Below are 20,416 nucleotides of genomic sequence, written 5' to 3'. Positions count from 1 at the left end.
CGTGACCGCGGCACCGGCCGACCGAAAAAAATCCGGACTGAGATCGTCACATTTTTGCCAGCCGATCCCATTGTTTTGATGGCGGGAAAAATATGTTCCCAAACGGCATTTTTGCGTCGCTTCGCCTCCATTTCGGGGTAACTTCCCGCCGTAACTTCCGAACTTTCGTCACGAGGTGAACATGAGCCACAGAACCAATCTGAACACACGTACCACACATACCGCACACACCGGCCTGTTGGCCGGACAGCGCATCCTGCTTGTCGATGACGCCGAGGAGGACCGCATGCTGCTCTCCGGTTTCCTGCTGCGCTACGGGGCGCGACTGTATGTCGCACGGGACGGGCAGGACGGCTACCACAAGGCGCAGACTGTGCGGCCTGACCTGATCCTGATGGACATTCGCATGCCGGTCTATGATGGGCTCACGAGCTGCCGCCTGCTCAAGGCCAATGCGGTCACTCGCAATATCCCGCTGATCTTCCTTTCGGCAGCCGATGCCAGTGAAGAAAAGATCTCGGGTCTACGGGCAGGTGCGGTGGATTACGTGACCAAACCATTCGATTTCGAGGAAGTGCGACTGCGTCTGTGCGTACATCTGCGCTCACCGGTGCACGAGGAGCTGGCGCCCCTGCCAAACATGGCCGGCAGCAGCGCCGCAGACGTCTCGCCGGCAACGGTGGGGACTTCCGTCAACAACAGCACTTTCGACGTCGTGCTGTTCGAGGCGGCGCGCCGATTGATACTGGAAAAACTCGACCAGCCGATGGGTCTGCATGTCCTGGCCGCCGCTGTGGGGAGCAATGCGCGTCGCCTCTCCGTCGCCTTCAAGCATTGCTGCGGCGTGACGGTCTTCGACTACCTGCGCGAAGAGCGCATGAAGGAGGCCAGGCGACTGCTCTCCGAAAGTACGCTGGACATCGGTGCCATTGCGCTGGCAATCGGCTACAGCAACACTGCCAACTTCTCCACGGCATTCCGGGATCGCTTCGGCATGCCACCCAGTCAGTTCCGCCGCTAGCCACTGCGATGATGTGGGCGTCACGCTGGTGCTTGTTGCCTGTCCTGTGGGCTGCGTTGGTGTGGCCCACAGCGGCCTGCTCGGCACAGGCCATCGATCTGTCCCGGTGGCAGTACGGGGAGTCCGTCACCCAGTATCTGCAATTGCTGCGGGATGAAGGGGCCACGGAGCAGTTGTCCTCCGCCATGCAAAGTCCGGAGTGGGAGAACATCAACGTCTCTGTCCTGCAGGAGGGCTATCGCGAAGGGGCCTTCTGGTTGCGTGGGCAACTGCGCAACGACAGTCCCGTCCCGGTCACACGCTGGCTGGCCATGGGATCGGCGCGCCTGCAGGATGTGCAACTGCATCTCTCGGAACCGCTCACGGCGGGCGTCCCCGGGGCCGGACTACGCTGGCAGCCGCCACAGGTCGCCGGCACGAAGTACGCCTCTGCGCAACGCGAGGTGCAGGGCCGCACGGCCCTGTTTGCGCTGACGCTGGCACCGGGGGAGCAACGCACGATGGTGCTGCGGGTGGCCGGCAGCTCGGTGATCGAACTGGGTGTGGCGCTGTGGGATCCCGCCGTGTTCCGGGAGGAAGAAGGTCGCGAGCTGGCCTTCCAGGCCTTCGTCATCGGCATCGCCCTGGTGCTGGTGACGTACGCGTTGATCCAGGGCGTGGAATGGCGCGATCGCGGTTCCGTGCTGATGGCGGTGTGGATCTGCTCGGCGCTGCTCTTCATCCTCAGCTTCCAGGGCTATCTCTACCTCTACCTGCTCCCCAGGGGTGGCATGTGGCTGGTACGCGTCCCCATCACGCTGGGCTGCCTGACCACCCTGCTGCATCTCAGGATGAGCTATCTGCTGGTCAGTCTGGATCAGCTGCCGCGCTGGGAACGGCGCTGGAAGCGGATCTACGACGTCATGAGCGCGGCGCTCATCGTGGTGACCATATGGATCGCAGCAGGCGACTTCCGCGCCACAGCTCCAGTGGCCAATGCCATCGCCGCCACCTGCTATCTGATGTGGGCCGCATCGATGCTGCATGGCTGGCGCCACGGGCTGGACAATGCGCGCCTGCTGGGTATCTCCTTTGGCCTGGCCTGGTCGGCGATGTGGCTGAAGATGCTGGAACTCAACGGCCTGATTGAACACGGCATCCTGCCGGACTGGCAGTTCTCCACCCTGTTCCAGCTTGGCCTGCTCGGCGTGGCCTCTACGATGGTGGTCGGGCGTGCGCTGCAACTGCATCACAAGTTCGAGCAGATGCAGTGGTCGGTGCTCTCCCTGCGCATGCGCGAACAGTTCAAGCTGGAGCAGGCGGTCAACCATCGCACCAGTGAACTGCGCGCGGCCCTGGAGGTCGCCGATCATGCCCGTCATTCCAAGAATGGCTTCTTCACCAGCATCAGCCATGATCTGCGCACCCCGCTGACCTCCATCCTCGGCTTTGCCGACATGCTGCAGGCCGCCGGCGGCGAACAAGGGCGGTATGGACGCATCATCGTACGCAGCGCCCGCCACATGCTGTCCATGATCAATGACCTCATCGACTACGCCCACGGCGACCGCATGGACCTGTCGCAACCCAGGCCCCTGTATGTGCATGGGTTGCTGCAGACCATCGGCCAGGAAGGCGCGGCCCTGGCCCGACGGCAGCACAATGCTTTCAGCCTTGACGTCTCACCGGCGCTGCCACCGGTGCTCAGGATCGACGCCCCCCGGCTGCGCCGCCTCCTGGGCAACCTGCTCGACAATGCTGCCAAGTACACCCGCGAGGGCAGTATCAGGCTGGAAGTCGGCTGGCAGGCGGCGGCCGTGCGCTCCGGAACGGGCGTGATGGAAATGCGGGTCAGCGATACAGGGAGCGGCATTCCCTTACACTACCAGGCAAGCGTGTTCGAGCCTTTCGAACGGGCCGGGGCCGACCGCTCGCAACCCGGCCTCGGCATGGGGCTGGCCCTGGTACGTCAATGGATACAGCAGATGGACGGGCAGATCGCCCTGCAAAGCCAGCCCGGTCAAGGCACTGTCCTGACCTTGCAGTTGCCGGTCGCCCTGGCGGACGAACAGGACATTGCCCGTGACGACTGCCGCGAAGACAGCAACACGCATCCCCTCATCGATGGAACTGGTCGCCGGCTGCTGGTGGTGGAGGACAGTCCCGACATCGCCGACCTGCTGGTAGAGCAACTGGAAATGCTGGCCTTCGAGGTGGAACTGTATGCAGACGGCGAAAGCGCCGTCGCACGCATCATGCAGACCGACAAACCCGCCCCGGCGCTGGTGCTGACCGACTACCTGCTGCCCGTTGCAAAGGGAGGCGAGGTCCTGCGGGCCACCCGCCAGCATCTGCCGGGCGTGCCGGTGCTGTTGCTGTCGGCAACCCTGCGGCCGCCAACAGATCGACCCGATGACCTGGCATTCGACGCCTGCCTGCTCAAGCCGGTCAACTTCATGGAATTGCAGGAAACCCTGGCACGCCTGCTGGGCCTGCCGCTGCCGCAGCTGGGCGCGGCGCTGGCAGGAACGGTTGCAGCGGTCGGCACCGTCGCAGCCGTTGCAGCAACCAGCGAGGCGACCGGGGACACTGCCCGACAGGGCCCAATGCCGCCGCAGGAAAGCCTGCAGCAGGCACGCGCATTGATCGACAGTGGTGCGGTCTCGGATTTGCTGGACTGGTGCGATGCGCTACTGCAGCAGCATCCACAGTGTGCCGGGTTCCAGTCCAGGGTGGGTCAATTGCTGCGTGAGGGTGACCTGTTCGCCGTGGAAGCCCTGGTCAATACAGCGCTCGAAGCAGTGCGGGCCGGGGAATGAGGATGTGTCTTGAGTCCTCGCCGGATGCGCTTACGCAGGGCCGCTCATTCGCCGCCACCCGCGCTGCCGGCCTCCACCGGCATGGCAGGCCGGTCGCCGCTACGCGCCAGTTCGGCATTGCGCACATTGATCTGATACTGCAGCTCGGCGTGTTCATAGGCCAGTTGCTCCTTGGGCGAGCGGCTGCAGGCCCCCAGCGTCAATACCGAGGCACTCAGGAGAAGTAGCAGGAGGGAGGCAGGACGGGGCATGTGGATGGTCTCCATCGTTATATTTCTGCCCGGCAATATACTCCTCACCAATCCTCATCGCAAGCGCGGCCGTAAGAGACCAGCTGTTTGCTTCAACCCCGGGCTGCGATCCAGTCCCAGGTATCGGCGGCCGCCATGGGACGGGCGATACCGTACCCCTGCCCATATTCGCAGCCCAGGTGCTGCAGGATGCGCCGGCATTTCTCGGTCTCCAGGCCCTCGGCCACGACCGCAAATCCCAGCTTCTGGCCCAGATGGATCATCGACGGCACGATCTGCTGGTCGGCGTAGTTGCTCTCCATGGTGCGGATGAAGGACTGGTCGATCTTGAGATAGTCGGCGGGGATGTTCTTGAGATAGCTCAGGTTGCTGAAGCCGGCGCCGAAATCGTCGATGGCCACCTTCACCCCCAGCCGCTTGATTTCCTGGATCTTGCCGTAGAGCTTTTCCGGATTCTTGCTCATCGCGCTCTCCGTGAACTCGATCTCGATCAGGCCGGCAGGAAGACGATGCCGCTGCAGTTGTGCAGCCAGGGCATGCACCAGATCGTCGTTGTCGAAGTCGCGTGCCGACACGTTGATGGCCACTGCAATGGCACGGCCCTGGCGCATCCAGGCAGCAGCCTGCTCGATGCCGTGCTGCAGGACCCACAGGGTGACCTGGCGGATCAGGGCAGTCTTTTCCGCCAGCGGGATGAACAGGCCCGGCGAGATCAGCCCATGCACCGGATGGCGCCAGCGCAGCAGCGCCTCCACCCCGGCGCACTGGCCTGACATCAGCGCCACCTTGGGCTGGAACTCCAGCCACAGTTCATCGGTGGCCAGCAGTGCCCCCGGGATGGCCGACAGCAGTTCGAAGGAATGCTTCTGCATGCGCCCCAGCGGCTGTTCGTAGTGACACTGCAGGCTGCCGCATTCCCGCGCCACGTCAATGGCGGTCAGCAGCGCCGGTACCAGTTCATTGTCGTCCGCGCACTGCGACATCGGCACGATCCCCACCGAGATCTCCAGATGATGCGGAATCCCCTGATGCGCCACGGTCGCGGCGAAGGCCTCCTTGATCTGCTCGGCCTGGGCCTGCCAGACGTCACGCCGCTCCAGATAGGCAAAGCTGGTGGTGCCGATGCGATAGAGCGCGATGCCCCCCAGTGCCTGGCGCAGGCGTTCCTTGGCTTCGATCAGGAAGCCTTCCACGTAATCCCAGCCGAGCGCCTTGATCATGTCGGCCAGATAGACGTGCTCGCACACCTCCACCGCCACCGCCGTGAGCTTGTCGAGCGGGCCGTCGACGCTGCGCAACGACTGCAGGTCGCCTACCAGGCGGCTGCGATTGGGCAGCGATGTCAGGCTGTCGACATAGCTGGCGTCGCGCAGGATTTCCAGCCGCGCCATCACGATGGCCGCCAGTCGCTGCAGGGTGGCCGCTTCCTCGTCGCTGAACTGCTGGCGCGGAGACTTGCCGATCACGCACAGCGTGCCCAGGTACAGGCCTTCCCTGGTCCGCAGCGAAGCCCCTGCATAGAAGCGGATGCCCGGCTCGCCGGTGACCAGCGGATTGTCTGCAAAGCGTGGGTCATGGCAGGCATCCAGTACCACCATCACCTGGTCCTGCTCGATGACGTAGCTGCAGAAGGATTGCGAACGCGGCGTGGACTGCGCCTGCAGCCCGTGCCGGGACTTGAACCATTGACGGTTCTCCGCCACCAGCGAGACCAGCGCGATCTCAGTCTGGAACAGCCTGGCGGCCAGGTCGGTGACCAGGTCGCACAGTGCATCGGGCTGGCTGTCGAGCACACAATAACTGTCCAGCACGGCCAGGCGCCGCTGTTCTTTTTCGGACGGCACGCGCAGTGCGCCGTCCAGTCTCAGGATGTCGGCATGCATCGCTGGCTTAGAAGGTGACCCATTCATCGGTGCCACCAGCCAGCTGACGGGCGGGCAGCGGTGTGCTCAGGCGCGGTTCACGCGCGGTGCGCGGCACAGTGTGGCTGGCAGTGCGCGCTGCAGTGCTGCCGAGGCTGCGCGGGGCCGCCATCGTATCCTTGGCCACCAACGGCGCTGCCTCTTCCTGCACCTGGGCGGCATCGATACGGAACACACTCACCGCCTGGGCCAGCTCCTGGGCCTGCTGTTGCAGCGATTGCGAGGCTGCCGCCGCTTCTTCCACCAGCGCCGCATTCTGCTGCGTCACCTGGTCCATCTGGCCCACCGCCTGGCTGACCTGCTCGATGCCGGAACGCTGCTCCTCACCGGCGGCACTGATCTCGCTGATCATGTTGCTCACCCGCTGCACGCTCTGGACGATCTCGCGCATGGTGTCGCCGGCCTCGTTGACCAGCACGCTGCCGGACTCGACCTTGGCTACCGAATCACTGATGAGGGCCTTGATCTCCTTGGCCGCTGCGGCCGAACGCTGCGCCAGGCTGCGCACCTCAGTGGCCACCACGGCAAAGCCGCGCCCCTGCTCGCCGGCGCGCGCCGCTTCCACGGCCGCGTTGAGCGCCAGGATATTGGTCTGGAAGGCGATACCATCGATCACGCTGATGATGTCGACGATCTTGCGCGAGGAGGCATTGATGTCTTCCATCGTTTCCACCACCCGGTTGACCACGCCACCACCGCTGCTGGCGATATCCGAGGCGGCCTGTGCCATGCGGTTGGCCTCGCGGGCATTGGCCGTGTTCTGCTGCACCGTGGAGGTCAGCTCTTCCATCGAGGAAGCGGTCTCCTCCAGCGAGCTGGCCTGCTGCTCGGTGCGCGAGGACAGGTCCAGGTTGCCGCTGGCAATCTGCGAGGATGCAGTGGCGATCATGTCGGTCCCCCGGCGCACACCGGAGACGATGCCCACCAGACTGGCGTTCATCTCCTTGAGGGCGGCCAGCAGTTCGCCGGTTTCATCCCGCGAGCTCACCTGGATGCGCGCCGTCAGGTCACCACCGGCCACCTGACGTGCCAGGCGCACGGCCGTGGCCAGCGGGCGGGTGATGTTGTTGGACAACCACCAGGCCAACAGCATCGCCAGCACCACCGAAATGACACCGCCACCGATGAGGGTGTTGCCGGTCACCGACTTCAGGCTGGCGGCTTCCTCGGCACGGGCACTCAGCAGGGACGATTCGGAACGGTCCATCTCGCCCAGCAGGGTGCGCATGCGATCCATCTCGGTCTTGCCTTTGCCGGCCTGCTCAAAGTTCACCACGGCGGCCATCTGTTCACGGCCGTCACGCACCGCGCGCCGCAGTGCGATGGCCGGGTCGATGGCCGACGCCAGCCAGCGCCCTTCGGCCTCACTGATCTGCTGCAGACGCTGCTGCTGGGCCGCATTGTCGGCGGTCAGCTCACGGGCCTTGGCCAGATACTGCTTGAAACTGGCGTTGCCGAGCTGGTAGGGCTCCAGCGAAGCGTCGTTACCGGTCAGGGAAAAGCCACGCTGGCCGGTCTCGATGTTGATCAGGCTTTCCATCATGCCTTGTACCTGGTCGCGCACATCGTAGGTATGCACGTTCCATTCATTGGCCGTCCCCAGGCGGGCGAAGTTGGCGTAGGCCACACTGACCAGGATCACCAGGATGGCGGCCACCATGCCAAAACCGATATACAGGCGCGTGCCGATTTTCAGGTCAGAGAGTTTCATGTTCATTTTTCCGTTGAGACAGACAAGGTTCCTGAAGAGACGGCGCCCTGCAGAAGGCCGGCGCCGCTTGCTTTTTTATTTTTCACGTTCACAATCCTGCAAATGCGTGACATACTGATAAAAATCACCAAAACAAACACGCATCTTTTCGGTGCATTTGCACATAAATTCAAAATGCAACGGATTTGAACGGATAACCAGGAAAAATATCCCTGTTTCTTCAAATTATTTTTGATTGCCAAAAACACAATGGATCATGTCACCCCTCAACCCGACGACCTGACCGATCTCCCCCTGCTACGGCCCGGTGCCGTGGCGCGGCAACTGGGCATGTCAGTGGAGACCCTGCGCGCCTGGGAGCATCGCTACGGCATCACCTCCTCGCAGCACAGCGGCGGCGGCCAGCGCGCCTATTCGCAGGACGACCTGCAGCGACTGGGCTGGATCAAGCGGCTGGTCGACGCCGGGCACCGCATCGGCAAGCTGGCCGCCCTGTCACCACAGGAACTGGAGTCGCTGACCCTGAGCTTGCCGGGTACGGAGACACCCGCCAGCGACCTGGGCGCAGCGATGCCGGCGTCGAAGCGACTGGCCGTGGTCGGTCCCTGGATTTCCACCAAGGCTGGCAGAGACGCACTGGTGCGACAGCATTTCACGATCACCGCAGCCGTCGAGTCGCTGGATCAACTGGACCTGCGCGGCGTGGAGAGCGACATGCTGGTGCTGGAGAGCGCGGTGCTGGAGAGCGACCTGGACCTGCGGCTGAACGATCTGCGGCACGCCCTGGCCCAAGTGCCGGTGTTGATCCTGTACCGTTTCGGCTCGGCGGAGGTGGTGGCGCGCCTGGAACAGGCCGGTCATCGACTGCTGCGCAAACCCATGGATGGCCTTGACGCCGACTGGCTGGGCAACCATATCCAGCGCATCGAACTGCCGGCCACGGCCACCTCATCCGAGGATGAAGCCAGCGTACCGCCACCGCGTTTCAGCGAGAGCGACCTGGCCCATATCTCCGAGGCATCCGACCGCATGCAGTGCGAATGCCCGCGCCACCTGGCCGAGCTGTTGACCGCCCTGGCCGGTTTCGAGCGCTACAGCCGCCAGTGCGAAGATGAATCGGACGAAGAAGCAGCTCTGCACCGGTCGCTCTGCATTGCGGCCGGACGCGCCCGTCTGCCACTGGAAGAGGCCCTGCAACGCCTGACCCAGGTGAAGGGCATCACGCTGCCGTAGTACCTGGCCCCGGCAAAAAAAGCGCGCCCGACGGGCGCGCTGTTGGAACTGCAAGGCGCCAAGCGCTCGGAAATCAGAACTGCTCCCAATCCCCTTCGGCTGCAGCAACCGCCGCCCCCTTGGCCGGTGCCGGTGCCGGCGTCGCCGGCAAGGCCTTGGCCACGGCCGGATTGCTCCTGGCCTGCGGTTTGCGCGGCAAGGCCGGCGCACGCGGCGAGATATCCACGCTGCGCGTCGGCGCCACATTGACCGCACCGGCGGCTGGACTGCGTGCCACTTCGCCGCTGCTCAGCCGGAAGATGCTGACGGTCTCGCACAGACGACCGGACTGCTCCTGCAGCGATTGCGCGGCCGCAGCCGCCTGCTCCACCAGGGCCGCGTTCTGCTGGGTCGTTTCATCCATCTGGACGATGGCCTGGTTGATCTGTTCGATGCCATCGCTCTGCTCACCGCTGGCGGCGGTGATTTCGGCCACCACGTCGGTCACCCGCTTGACGCTGGCCACCACCTCGCTCATGGTCGAACCGGCCTGCTCCACCAGACGACTGCCGCTTTCCACGCGCTCCACCGATGCGTCGATGAGGCCCTTGATCTCCTTGGCCGCCGCCGCGCTGCGCTGGGCCAGCGTGCGCACTTCCGAAGCCACCACCGCAAAACCGCGCCCCTGCTCACCGGCCCGTGCCGCTTCCACCGCCGCATTCAAGGCCAGGATATTGGTCTGGAAAGCAATCCCATCGATCACGCTGATGATGTCCACGATCTTGCGCGAGGCATCGTTGATCTCGCCCATGGTCTGCACCACCTCGCCCACCACACTGCCGCCCTGGATCGCCACGGCCGACGCGGTCTCCGCCAGCGTATTGGCCTGGCGCGCATTGTCGGCGTTCTGCCTGACGGTAGAAGTCAGTTCCTCCATGGCCGAAGCCGTCTCCTCCAGTGCGCCGGCCTGCTGCTCGGTACGCGAGGACAGATCGAAGTTGCCAGTGGCAATCTCGGCCGAAGCGGTATTGATGGTGTCGCTACCCTGCCGCACTTCGGTGACGATGCGATGCAGGTTGTCATTCATGGCCTTCAGTGACGCCAGCAGCGCACCGGTCTCATCGCGGGAGGTGGCGTGGATCTGCACCGTCAGGTCGCCGGCCGCCACTGCGGTGGCCACTTCCACAGCCTCATTGAGTGGCCGCGTGATGGAACGGGTGATCAGCACGGCACACAACACCGACAGAATGACGGCGGCCACCGACAGCAACAGCATGATGTTGACCGCCATGGCGGAGGCGGCGTTGGCACGCTCCACGCTCTTGTCCATGAGCTCGGACTGGAAAGCGGTCATGGCCTTGAGCGCAGCGAAATACTTGTCCTGCACCGGGATGGTCTGATCGAACAACTGGGTGGTCGCCTCGTCCCTCTTCTGTTGCTGGATGAGCTCGACGACCTTCTTGCGCTCGCGCGTGTAATCGTCGCGCGACTGCTTGAGCGCATCGATCAATTCACGCCCACGCGGCGTGTTGATCAGCTTGTCCATCTGCGCCAGGTGCTGGCCGACTTCAGCCGTATTGGTGTCGACCCTGTCGAGGTATTTCCTGGCCTCCTCCGGGTTGCGCGCCAGGATGGCATTGCGCAGGCTGCGTGCGGCGGTATTGATCTTGTCGCTCATCTGGGCGCCGATGGCGACCTTGACGTAGCGGTCGTTGACGATCTCCGCCGTGGCGGCACTCACCGTCCACAGGTTCTTGATGCCCACCCCGGCGATGACACACATCACCACGATCAGCGCCGCAAAGCAGGCGCCGAGCCGAACGCTGATCCTGATATCCGTGATTTTCATGTTGACTCCCCCTTGTATGAATACTTCAGCTCCCAAACCACCCTGAATCTGCTTATCCGGGCTCCCTCTCGCATCCGGAATTCCCCAACTATAAACGATTTATTTATTAAATTCGATAAATACAGCAAGAGCGTTGGATTTTGATCTCGCGCGACTCTCATGTCATGAAAAGATGACATCGATGCTGCGAGGAACGATGATCTTTTCCCGCCGAAATACGCCAAAACAAGCCTCAAACCCGCTATCTAAGCGATAAGCATTCGCGCCCGCAAAACAACAGGGCATTTAATGCACATCAAATACACCCTCCTTTTTCGTGCACAAAGCATTGCAAAAAAGGAAATAAAAGAACGAATGTGCTAAAATACAATTGGTTAATTTGATTAATTTGATTTCAAGTTGACATGATTGACCCGTTGTCACCGCGGAGAAACGCCATGCCCCTCAAACGTCTCAACAACAAGGTCAGGATCACGTCCATCGTGCTGGCCATCCTGGGCAGTGCCATGTTCGGCTATGCCTCGCTCAACGGCAGCCTGGCCGGACGCCAGGCGGCGCTCAAGTCGGGGCAGACGGCCACCATGAATATCGCCACCGGTCTTGCCACCCAGGTCAATCTCAGTGTTCGCGCCGCCGACCTGCTGCTGCAGGAAATCGCCGCACTGGACAACAACAATCCGCTGGATCGGCGTGACATGCGCAAGCTGGTGGAGGAATTGCTCAATCGACAGAGCCGGCTCTTTCCCGAGATGGACACCCTGCTGGTCATCGACGAGCAGGGCCGCATCCTGCAACGCTGGCCGGCTGGCGGCAATATGTCCGCCACAGCCCTCTCAGCCAGTCCCGACGGGCCGGCATCGATCTCGGAAGGCGGATTGAAGATCGGCGCGCCGATGATCAGCCGCGTCACAGGTCACTGGGTGATCCCGCTGGCCCGCACGCGCATGCGTCAGGGCAAGCCGGCCGGAGAATTCCGGCTGGGCGTCAGTCTGGAGCATTTCCAGCGTCTCTTCGACGAGGTGAATATCGGGGCGCAAGGCTCGCTGCTGCTGGGTAGCCGCGACGGCGTGATGCTGCTGCGCCGTCCCTATGGCGAACAGTTCCTCGGCAAGAACATGGTCGAGCTGCCGCTCTACCGGGATCACGTACGCCAACGCTCCTCCGGCTGGGCCGACATCAATTCGATGCAGGACGGCATACGACGGCTGCATTACGTCACGGGGGTGCCGGACTATCCGCTCTTCGTCAGCGCCGCCCTGGCCCACGACGAGATGCTGGCCAACTGGCACGCCGCCCAGGCTTCACAACTGCTGGTGATCGTCGCCGCGGCCCTGATCATCGGTCTGCTGACCGCCTACCTGCTGCGCGTGGTCCGCATGCGCGATCGCGCCGAGGATGAAATCGAAAAGAAGAACCTGTCTCTCAAGCTGCTCACCGAGAACCTGCGCGCCCAGGCCATGCTGGATGGCATGACCGGCATTCCCAACCGGCGCTACCTGGATGAACAGCTGCAACTGGTGATGCGCAATGCCAGCCGCAGCAAGAGCGCGCTGTCACTGGTGATGCTGGATGTGGATTACTTCAAGAAGTACAACGACCTCTATGGCCACATCCAGGGCGACTACTGCCTGCAGGACATCGCACGCACACTGCAGACTGCGCAGCGCCGGCAAGGCGACCTGGCGGCCCGTTATGGGGGAGAGGAATTTGCCATCCTGCTACCTTGCCGGAGCGCACAGGATTGCGCAGAAGGTGGTGGACGCTGTCAGGGCGCTGGCGATCCCGCATGAAGGCAACGCCCATGGCGTGGTCACCATCAGTGCGGGTGTGTACACCTGCGTGCCGCGTCCGGAGACCCGCATCGAGGACATCTTCGCCGGCGCCGACCGGGCGCTGTACCGGGCCAAGGACGACGGACGCGACCGCGTTGCGGATTACCAGCCGCCTCACACGGTGGTCAGTGGCAAGGATAGGCAGGACGAGCGGTCCGGGGATGCCTCTGCCTGACGCCTGACGTCGATGGCAAGGCGACCGGCACAGGCATCAGCAAAGCCAGCGGCCTCAGCCGATCCGGGCCGGACTCAAGGCGTCGGCCTGCACGCCAAAGCGGGCGATATGCTCCGGTATCGACTGGCCCCGCACCAGCGCCGCATAGGCCTCGCCAGCCGCGGGGGCGGACTGGATGCCATAGCCGCCCTGCCCGGCCGCCCAGAAGAAGCCCGGCAGTTGTGCATCGTAGCCACCGACGAAGCTGCCATCGGCCACAAAGGAACGCAGACCGGCCCAGACATGCGCAGGCCGGCGGATTTCCAGGGTGGTGCCGTTCTGGATATGGTCGATGGCAATGGCGATATCCAGTTCTTCGGCCTGCACATCCTGCGGCGGCACCGGATCGGCATTGGCCGGGGACCCCAGCAGCAGGCCGGCGTCGGGCTTGATGTAGAACGCCTGGTCCACCGGCATGAACATCGGCCAGTGGGCGCTGTCAGGCGGCGCCGCAAAGGTAAAGGCAGAACGACGGCAGGGCTGCAGACCGATGCTGGCGGCTCCGGCCAGACTGCCGATCTGATCGGCCCAGGCACCGGCGGCATTGATGACCACCCCGGCACGCAACGGCCCCTGGGAGGTGCCGACCTGCCACTCCTGTGCAGTCTCGTCGCGCACAATGGCCTGCACCTCGGCATGGCACAGCAGCCTGGCGCCGGCCGCGCGCGCACCACGCAGGAAACCCTGGTGCAGGGCATGCACGTCGATGTCGCTGGCATCTTCCTCATAGACCGCGCCGATCAGGTCTTCCCCGCGCAGCACTGGCACCATCGCCAGGGTCTGCTCGCGATCCAGACGCTGTACCTTGTCCGATACCGAGCGCACCAGCGCTTCGTGCTCATCCAGCTCGGCCCGCAAGGCCGCACCGGCATAGAACAGCGCGCCACGCGGCGTGAGCAAGGGGTGTTCGGCAAAGCCCTCCGGGGGATGGTCGAAGAAAGCGCGACTTGCGCAGGTCAGCGCCCGCACCTGCGGCGGCCCGTAGCTTTCCATGTAGAGCGCGGCCGAGCGGCCGGTGCTGTGATAGCCCGGCTGGGACTCACGCTCCAGCAACAGCACGCTGCCATGCGGCGCCAGCCAGTAGGCGATGGAAGCGCCGGCAATGCCGGCACCGATGATGAGGTAGTCCACCCGCTCTGCTGCGCTCATGCTCATGCTCCCGGTGATTGATCAGAGCGCGGCCACGACGGCCACTTCCACATCCAGCCCCGGCAGCATCAGCAGCGCCTGCACGCAGGCCCGCGTGGGCGCATGGCCGGCCGGCACCCAGGCTTCCCACACCGCATTGAAGGCGGCGAAATGATCCGGGCTGGACAGCCACACATTGGCCGAGACGATCTGCTCGCGAGAGATGCCCTGCGCCTGCAACTGCGCATCGATCTTGGCCAGCACTTCGCTGGCCTGCTGCGGGATGGGTGCGCCGGCGTTGTCAGGCACCTGGCCGGAGACGAAGGCGAAGCCGTTGGCGATGACCAGCTGGCTCATGCGGGCATTGGTGTTGAAGCGTTGGATAGGGTTCATGTTTGTGCTAATCGTATAAAAAATAAGGTTTCACCAGATCAGAAAGACGCTCACCGTTCGTGCTGGGTAGCGCCTTCGATACGGCCCTGACGGGCCTACTCGGTCCGAACGGTTTCAGATTGATTGGTCACTGCAGCTCAGACGGCAGGGCCACCCGCCGCACCGGCTGCCTGCCCCTCGAAGATAGGCGGATGCGTGACGATGGACTTCAGCGGCGCCTGCACCGTCTTCAGTTGGGCGATATCGGGACGTGGCCGGCGCAGCGCGACGTCGCCGTCGAAGGCCTGCTCCAGCGCCGCCGCACAGCCCAGCAGGCGCGCATCACCTCGGAACGGACCGGTGACTTGCAAGCCGAAGGGCATGCCGCGATGGTCGCGTCCGCACGGCAGCGAGATCGAGGGATTGGTCGCCAGCGTGACCACATAGGTCAGGGCCAGCCAGCGATAGTAATTTTCCAGCGCTACGCCATTGACCTCCTTCAGGTACAGCTCGCTCCAGGGGAAAGGCGAGACCGGCGTGGTCGGCGAGACGATCAGGTCGTAGCGCTCGTAGAGCTGCTGGAAGCGCCGGAAGATACGGGTCTGCTCGCCCTGCGCCCAGGCGCAATCGGACAGGCTCATGGCCGCGCCCATCTCGTAGTTGGCGCGGGTGTTGGGGCCCAGCGAGGACGGGTCGCGCCGGTAGGCGGCCTCGAAGCCGGCCACGAAGGCCTCGGCCCGGATCACGTCGAAGGCGCGGTGCGCTTCGCCCATGTCTACCTGCACCGGCTCGCACACCTTCACCAGACCGGCGATGGCGGCGATCTTGTCGCGGAATACCTGGCGGATGCCGTCATCGACCTCGCACACGCCAAAGTCCTCGGTATAGCCGATCCGCAATTGCGCCAGGTCGATCTCCGGCAAGGCCGCAAACTCGCTGTCGCTGACCGCATAGCTCAGCGGATCGCTGACATGCAGACCGATGGTGGCGCGCAGTTGCAGCATCGTATCGGCAACATCACGGCCCATGGGACCGACCACCGAGATCGGCGTCCATCCCAGGATCTTGCGCTCGCTCGGCACCAGTCCCGGCGAAGGACGGAAGCCCACCACGCCACACTTGGCCGCAGGGATGCGCAGCGAGCCACCGGTATCCGAACCCGAACACAGCGGCAGCAGATCGGTCGCCAGCGCCGCAGCCGAACCGCCTGAGGAACCACCGGCATTCAACAGCGGATTGAACGGGTTGCCGGTGGCGCCCCACACCGTATTGCGACTGTTGGCACCGGCCCCCATCTCCGGCACGTTGGTCTTGCCTGCGACGATCGCCCCGGCTGCACGCAGGCGTGCCACCAGTGCGTTATCGCGCTCCGGCACATTGCCGCGATAGAGCGGCGAGCCGTAGGTGGTCAACAGGCCTGCGGTTTCTTCCAGGTCCTTGATGCCGATCGGCAGACCGTGCAGCAGGCCCAGCGGCAGGCCGTCCATGACGGCCTGCTCGGCGGCGCGTGCTTCGACCCGGGCGCGCTCGAAGCAGGTGGCGGTGACGGCATTGATGTGCGGATTGATGGTCTCGATGCGGGCGATGCAGGCTTCCAGCAATTCAACCGGGGACAATTGCCGGCTGCCGATCAGCCGGCGCAGTTCGACCGCGCTTTTTTCGACGATATTCTCTTGCATGCTTTTCCCTTGGGTTGGTTCAGGCCGGCTGCATCTGGCCGGCGGTCTTGGTGGTGCGGATGAACAGGCTCACCAGCACCGAGAACAGGGCTGCCGCGATCAGGAAGCCGAAGGCGTAGTCATAGTTGGCGAAGGCGCTGACCAGGAAGCCGATCACCAGCGGCGAGATGAAGCCGGCCAGTTGACCACCCAGATTGACCATGCCCACGCCGCTACCCACCAGTTGCGCCTGCAGCATCTTGGTCGGCAGCGCGATGCAGGTGGCCAGCACGAAGGACTTGAAGAAGTAGGCCAGGCATTGCCAGGCGATGACACCCTCGACCGTGGCGGCGGTGTACATGCAATAGACGAATACCGCCGTCAGCAGGGAACTGGCGATCAGCAGGATCTTCTCGCGGCCGTCGAAGAAGCGCACCATCACCCAGCCGCCGATGGCGGTGGACAGGCCGGCCATGATGTAGGGCAACGGCAGCAACAGGCCGACCGCCTTCAGGTTCAGGCCGCGCACGGTCATCAGGTAGGTCGGCATCCAGCTGTCCAGGCCCTTGTTGATGATGGACAGGCCAAACCACACCGCCACGATCTGCCACATCAGCGGCATCTGCAGCAGCGCCTTGAAGGCGGCCTTGTTGATGGCCTTGCTGCCCGCCGCGCCATGGCGTACCGGACGCACGCAGAACCAGTACACCAGCGCAAACACCAGACCGGCGATACCGATGGTATGGAACACGGCCCGCCAGCCGAAATGCAGGATCAGCGGCGCAATCAGCAGCGGCGCCAGCATGCTGCCCACATAGTTGGACGACATCAGCAGCGAAGACATCTTGGGCCGTTCCTCGCGGGTGAAATGCTCGGCCACACCCTTCACGCTGGCCGCCGGGAAGGCGCCCTCGCCCATGCCGAACACGAAGCGGATCACCACCAGGCTGGTGATGGACCAGGCCATGCCGGTCACGCCCGTGAAGAGCGACCACAGCAGGATGGAGATGACGATCACCGGGCGCGAACCAAAGCGGTCGGCCAGCCAGCCGCCCGGCAGTTGCAGCAATGAATAACCGAGGAAGAAACTGGACAGCAGCACGCCCAGTTCGGCCGGCTTCAGCTGGAACTCACTGGCAATCTGGGTGGCTGCGAAGGTGATCGCCGCCCGGTCGATGTAGGAGACGCACCAGCCCAGATACAGCAAGACCAGCACCAGGTATTTGTACTTGCCCTTCGTTACCGCAGCATCCATGAAGCATTCCCTTCCGGCATGACGACGGTCGCACGCCGTCGATTCGTGGATTCATCCTAAGCCGGCCCATGGTTTGCCACAAGTACAAGTTTTCGAATAACTGATTGCCGAATCGGCAAACCGATCTACAATCGTGGCATGTCCATCATCCATACCCGCGTGCTGCAGGAGACTGCGGTGCGCTACTTCCTCGAAGTCGTGCGGCGCGGCTCCATCACCGAGGCCGCCAACACGCTCAATGTCGCCTCCTCGGCCATCAGCCGCCAGATTGCGCGGCTGGAGGCGGAGCTGGATACACCCCTGTTCGAACGTGTTTCACGCGGCATGCGCCCCAATGCCGCCGGCGAATTGCTGGCCGCGCATGCCTTGCGCATGCAGCTGGAGGCCGACCGCATCGGCAATGAACTGGCGGCCCTGAAGGGGTTGCGACGCGGCGAGGTCAAGCTGGCCACCACCGAGGGTTTTGCGCTGGAGTTCGTGCCGGCCGCCATCGAACATTTCTGCCGCCAGCACAAGGGCATACGCTTCCAGCTGACGGTGGGCAATGCGGTGCATGTGGCGCAGCAGATCCGCGAAGGCGCGGTCGATCTGGGCCTGACCTTCACCATGGCACCGGACCCCGACATCAAGGTCGAGTTCGCCCAGCGCGCGCCGATCATGGCGGTGATGCGACCGGACCACGAACTGGCCCATCGGCGCCAGGTCACGCTCTCGGAACTGGTGCCCTACCCGCTGGCCATGCCGCAGAAGAACATCACCATGCGCCGCCTGATCGACGCCTGCTGCAGCCGTCGCAACGTGCTGCTGGAACCGACCATGGCGGCCGATTCCATCAGCGCCCTGCTGTACTTCGTGATGTCGGGCAATGGCATCGGCTTCTCGGCGGCGCTGCCCATCCGCAGGCTGGTGCGCGAGGGGCAACTGGTGGCACTGCCGATCCGCGACAAGGACATGAACACCCTGCAACTGGAAATCCAGTCCCTGGCCGGGCGTACCCTGCCCGATGCGGCCCGGGCCTTTCTGAACACCCTCATTGCGCGTGCCAGCACTCCGCATGCCGGCTCCTGGCCGGCCTAGGCTTCTTCCGGCTCCAGGGCACTGGCACCTTGCAGCACCAGCAGCGGCGCCAGGTGGAAAGAGCGCTCCAGGCGTGCCTGCGGATCTTCCATGTGCTCGGCGACGACGCCCATGCAGGCCGCCACCAGGCAATGCGCCACATCGATGGGCGTCAATCCGCGCCGCAGCTCGCCCCTCTCGTAGGCGATATTGAGCACTGCCGTGAGGTGATCCAGCGCCCGCAGGCTCAGGATTTCCAGGCGCTCACCCAGTTCCTCGGGCAATTCGGGCGTGCCGCGATAACGCAACACGACTTCCATGCGCCGCCGCTGGCGGACATCACGCAGGCAATCCAGCATCTTCAGCCACAGCACCTCGCGCAGCAGGAGCAAGGGCTGGTCGCTCTGGCGATAGACCGCCAGCTCGCCACCGATGTCGAAAGGCCAGACCATGTCTTCGAAGACCGCCTTGACCAGCGCCGTCTTGTCGGGAAAGTGCCAGTACACCGCCCCGCGGGTGAAGGCTGCACTGGCGGCCACGTGTTCCAGCGTGGTGGCCCGTACGCCGCGCCGGGCGAACGCCGCCAGCGCGGCGTCGAGCAGGATGGCGCGGGTCCGGTCGGCACGCGAGGTCATGGCGCAGCGGTGGCAAGGTCGCTGGCCACCGGCGTTCCTGTGCGCTCTATCCAGCCTCCGCCCAGGGTCTTGTAGAAGGTCACCAGGTTGGTCCAGCGCGATAGCTGCGTGCCGATCAGGGTCTTCTGCGCCGAATACAGCGTGCGCTGTGAATCCAGCAAGGTCAGGTAGCTATCCACCCCGCTGTTGAAGCGCGCCTGCGAGAGCCGGTACGCCTCCCCGCTGGCCTCGACCAGTGCTTCCTGGGCCTGCAGCTGGCGGCCCAGGGTATTGCGCTGGGCCAGGGCGTCGGAGACTTCCTGGAACGCGGTCTGGATGGCTTTCTCGTATTGCGCCACGCTGATATCGCGGCTGACGGTGGCGATGTCGAGGTTGGCCTGGTTGGCGCCCCCATCGAAGATCGGCAACGAAATCTGCGGCACGAAACTCCAGGAACCCGAACCGCCCTTGAACAGCCCTGCCAGGCGCGCGCTGGCGGTGCCGGCGTCGGCAGTCAGACTGATGCTGGGATAGAAGGCCGCGCGCGCAGCGCCGATATTGGCATTGGCCGCACGCAGGTTGCGCTCGGCTTCGACGATGTCGGCCCGCCGCTGCAACAGTTCGGAGGGCAACCCCGGCGGGATGGTCGCCAGCGGACTGGCGGCGGCCAGTGCCGTATCCGGCAAGCCATTGGGCAGCAGGCGCTGCGGCAGGTCCTTGCCGACCAGCAGCACCAGGGCATTACGGTCCTGATCGACCTGGGCGGTGTAGCTTTCCACGTCGACCCGCGCACTCTCCACACTGGTCTGCGCCTGACGCAAGGTCAGCGCCGAGGCCGAGCCCAGTTCGGCACTGCGCTGCGTGAGCGCATAGCTGCTGCTCTGGCTGGCCAGCGTGTCCCTGGCCAGGCGCAGCCGGTCCTGGTCGGACGCCAGCGTCAGCCAGGCCGTGGCGACTTCAGCGATCAGACTGATCTGGGTACTGCGGCGCGCCTCGGCGGTGGACAGGAAAGATTGCAGCGCCTGCTCCTTGAGGCTGCGTACGCGTCCGAACAGGTCCAGCTCATAGGCACTGAAACCCAGCGTGGCGGTATAGCTGCGCGCCGTCAGCGCGCGGCCGGTAGCAGAAAGATCGGCTGGCGTGCGGCTGGCCGATTCGCTGGTGGCGGCATTGATGGTCGGGAACAGCGCCGCCCGCTCCACACCATATTGCGCACGGGCCTTTTCGATATTGAGTACCGCCACGCGCAGGTCGCGGTTGTTGGCCAGGGCCAGTGCGATCACCTCTTGCAATGCCGGATCGGTGAAGACATCACGCCATCCGATATCGGCCACGGCGGTGGTGGTGGTCGGGGTGGCGGTGGCGGCCCCGCCGGTATCACCCGAGAAGTGCGCGGCCACCGGTGCTGCCGGCCGCTGGTAGTCCGGCATGAGGGTGCAGCCGCCCAGCAGCATGGCCACCAGCAAAGGCGTCATCAGTACACGGAAAGGGCGTGCGGTGTGCGGGGTCAGGGAAGGTGTCAT

Annotated in this window: 14 protein-coding genes and 1 pseudogene; 5 read left to right on the top strand and 10 right to left on the bottom strand. The window is 64.2% G+C overall.

Annotated features, from left to right (window positions below):
- The first annotated feature begins 181 nt into the window (after positions 1–181).
- Entirely contained in the window at positions 182–1,021 is an 840-nt protein-coding gene (locus BTM36_RS20830) for a DNA-binding response regulator (RefSeq protein WP_006463218.1), read from the top strand.
- 59 nt (positions 1,022–1,080) lie between these two features.
- Positions 1,081–3,819: a hybrid sensor histidine kinase/response regulator gene (locus tag BTM36_RS20825; protein WP_254427054.1), complete on the top strand. Its 2,739-nt coding sequence runs from the start codon at positions 1,081–1,083 to the stop codon at positions 3,817–3,819.
- A gap of 44 nt (positions 3,820–3,863) precedes the next feature.
- Here BTM36_RS20825 and BTM36_RS20820 read toward each other — a convergent pair whose 3' ends face one another.
- The 3 genes from BTM36_RS20820 to BTM36_RS20810 all read right to left on the bottom strand — a co-directional run bounded on the left by BTM36_RS20820 (position 3,864) and on the right by BTM36_RS20810 (position 7,703).
- Positions 3,864–4,070, bottom strand: a complete 207-nt coding sequence (locus BTM36_RS20820; RefSeq protein ID WP_241811996.1) for a hypothetical protein — start codon at positions 4,068–4,070, stop codon at positions 3,864–3,866.
- Positions 4,071–4,162: 92 nt separating this feature from the next.
- Positions 4,163–5,953: a bifunctional diguanylate cyclase/phosphodiesterase gene (locus BTM36_RS20815; protein ID WP_077237770.1), complete on the bottom strand. Its 1,791-nt coding sequence runs from the start codon at positions 5,951–5,953 to the stop codon at positions 4,163–4,165.
- Between the two features lie 7 nt (positions 5,954–5,960).
- Positions 5,961–7,703, bottom strand: coding sequence for a methyl-accepting chemotaxis protein (locus tag BTM36_RS20810; protein WP_077237966.1), 1,743 nt, complete (start codon positions 7,701–7,703; stop codon positions 5,961–5,963).
- A 249-nt stretch (positions 7,704–7,952) separates the two neighbouring features.
- Between BTM36_RS20810 and BTM36_RS20805 the strand changes: the two genes are divergently transcribed.
- Positions 7,953–8,936 carry a MerR family transcriptional regulator gene (locus BTM36_RS20805; protein WP_077237769.1) on the top strand — a complete coding sequence of 328 codons (984 nt, stop codon included), beginning with the start codon at positions 7,953–7,955 and terminating at the stop codon, positions 8,934–8,936.
- A 73-nt stretch (positions 8,937–9,009) separates the two neighbouring features.
- On the opposite strand, the gene BTM36_RS20800 is transcribed toward BTM36_RS20805, so the two are convergent.
- Positions 9,010–10,764 carry a methyl-accepting chemotaxis protein gene (locus BTM36_RS20800; RefSeq protein ID WP_077237768.1) on the bottom strand — a complete coding sequence of 585 codons (1,755 nt, stop codon included), beginning with the start codon at positions 10,762–10,764 and terminating at the stop codon, positions 9,010–9,012.
- Between the two features lie 404 nt (positions 10,765–11,168).
- Here BTM36_RS20800 and BTM36_RS28620 point away from each other — a divergent pair.
- A pseudogene (locus tag BTM36_RS28620) lies at positions 11,169–12,771 on the top strand (diguanylate cyclase).
- A gap of 54 nt (positions 12,772–12,825) precedes the next feature.
- Here BTM36_RS28620 and BTM36_RS20790 read toward each other — a convergent pair.
- From BTM36_RS20790 to BTM36_RS20775, 4 genes are all read right to left on the bottom strand, one after another.
- The gene (locus tag BTM36_RS20790; protein WP_077237965.1) at positions 12,826–13,959 is read right to left on the bottom strand and encodes an FAD-binding oxidoreductase; all 1,134 of its coding nucleotides are present in this window, start codon (positions 13,957–13,959) and stop codon (positions 12,826–12,828) included.
- A 21-nt stretch (positions 13,960–13,980) separates the two neighbouring features.
- Complete coding sequence (locus BTM36_RS20785) at positions 13,981–14,331, bottom strand: RidA family protein (protein ID WP_077237767.1); 351 nt, start codon at positions 14,329–14,331, stop codon at positions 13,981–13,983.
- Between the two features lie 137 nt (positions 14,332–14,468).
- The gene (locus BTM36_RS20780; protein ID WP_077237766.1) at positions 14,469–15,989 is read right to left on the bottom strand and encodes an amidase; all 1,521 of its coding nucleotides are present in this window, start codon (positions 15,987–15,989) and stop codon (positions 14,469–14,471) included.
- Between the two features lie 19 nt (positions 15,990–16,008).
- Positions 16,009–17,223 carry an MFS transporter gene (locus BTM36_RS20775; RefSeq protein ID WP_006463229.1) on the bottom strand — a complete coding sequence of 405 codons (1,215 nt, stop codon included), beginning with the start codon at positions 17,221–17,223 and terminating at the stop codon, positions 16,009–16,011.
- A gap of 138 nt (positions 17,224–17,361) precedes the next feature.
- On the opposite strand from BTM36_RS20775, the gene BTM36_RS20770 reads away from it, so the two are divergent.
- Entirely contained in the window at positions 17,362–18,300 is a 939-nt protein-coding gene (locus BTM36_RS20770) for a LysR family transcriptional regulator (RefSeq protein WP_006463230.1), read from the top strand.
- Here BTM36_RS20770 and BTM36_RS20765 read toward each other — a convergent pair.
- Together BTM36_RS20765 and adeC are read right to left on the bottom strand one after the other, a co-directional pair.
- Positions 18,297–18,914: a TetR/AcrR family transcriptional regulator gene (locus BTM36_RS20765; RefSeq protein ID WP_006463231.1), complete on the bottom strand. Its 618-nt coding sequence runs from the start codon at positions 18,912–18,914 to the stop codon at positions 18,297–18,299. The genes BTM36_RS20770 and BTM36_RS20765 overlap by 4 nt on opposite strands.
- Positions 18,911–20,416 (bottom strand): AdeC/AdeK/OprM family multidrug efflux complex outer membrane factor, encoded by a 1,506-nt coding sequence (gene adeC / locus BTM36_RS20760; protein ID WP_077237765.1) that lies wholly within the window; start codon positions 20,414–20,416, stop codon positions 18,911–18,913. The genes BTM36_RS20765 and adeC overlap by 4 nt, the downstream gene beginning before the upstream one ends.

It is taken from the genome of Herbaspirillum sp. VT-16-41, assembly GCF_001994935.1.
Taxonomy (GTDB): Bacteria; Pseudomonadota; Gammaproteobacteria; order Burkholderiales; family Burkholderiaceae_D; genus Herbaspirillum; species Herbaspirillum frisingense.
Note: the sequence above shows the minus strand (reverse complement) of the source record. Positions and strands in the feature narration are given on the sequence as shown.

Coding starts and splice junctions, on each gene's coding strand:
- BTM36_RS20830 (WP_006463218.1), top strand. CDS start 182: ATGAGCCACAGAACCAATCTGAACACACGTACCACACATACCGCACAC.
- BTM36_RS20820 (WP_241811996.1), bottom strand. CDS start 4,070: ATGCCCCGTCCTGCCTCCCTCCTGCTACTTCTCCTGAGTGCCTCGGTA.
- BTM36_RS20815 (WP_077237770.1), bottom strand. CDS start 5,953: ATGCATGCCGACATCCTGAGACTGGACGGCGCACTGCGCGTGCCGTCC.
- BTM36_RS20810 (WP_077237966.1), bottom strand. CDS start 7,703: ATGAAACTCTCTGACCTGAAAATCGGCACGCGCCTGTATATCGGTTTT.
- BTM36_RS20805 (WP_077237769.1), top strand. CDS start 7,953: ATGGATCATGTCACCCCTCAACCCGACGACCTGACCGATCTCCCCCTG.
- BTM36_RS20800 (WP_077237768.1), bottom strand. CDS start 10,764: ATGAAAATCACGGATATCAGGATCAGCGTTCGGCTCGGCGCCTGCTTT.
- BTM36_RS20790 (WP_077237965.1), bottom strand. CDS start 13,959: ATGAGCGCAGCAGAGCGGGTGGACTACCTCATCATCGGTGCCGGCATT.
- BTM36_RS20785 (WP_077237767.1), bottom strand. CDS start 14,331: ATGAACCCTATCCAACGCTTCAACACCAATGCCCGCATGAGCCAGCTG.
- BTM36_RS20780 (WP_077237766.1), bottom strand. CDS start 15,989: ATGCAAGAGAATATCGTCGAAAAAAGCGCGGTCGAACTGCGCCGGCTG.
- BTM36_RS20775 (WP_006463229.1), bottom strand. CDS start 17,223: ATGGATGCTGCGGTAACGAAGGGCAAGTACAAATACCTGGTGCTGGTC.
- BTM36_RS20770 (WP_006463230.1), top strand. CDS start 17,362: ATGTCCATCATCCATACCCGCGTGCTGCAGGAGACTGCGGTGCGCTAC.
- BTM36_RS20765 (WP_006463231.1), bottom strand. CDS start 18,914: ATGACCTCGCGTGCCGACCGGACCCGCGCCATCCTGCTCGACGCCGCG.
- adeC (WP_077237765.1), bottom strand. CDS start 20,416: ATGACACCTTCCCTGACCCCGCACACCGCACGCCCTTTCCGTGTACTG.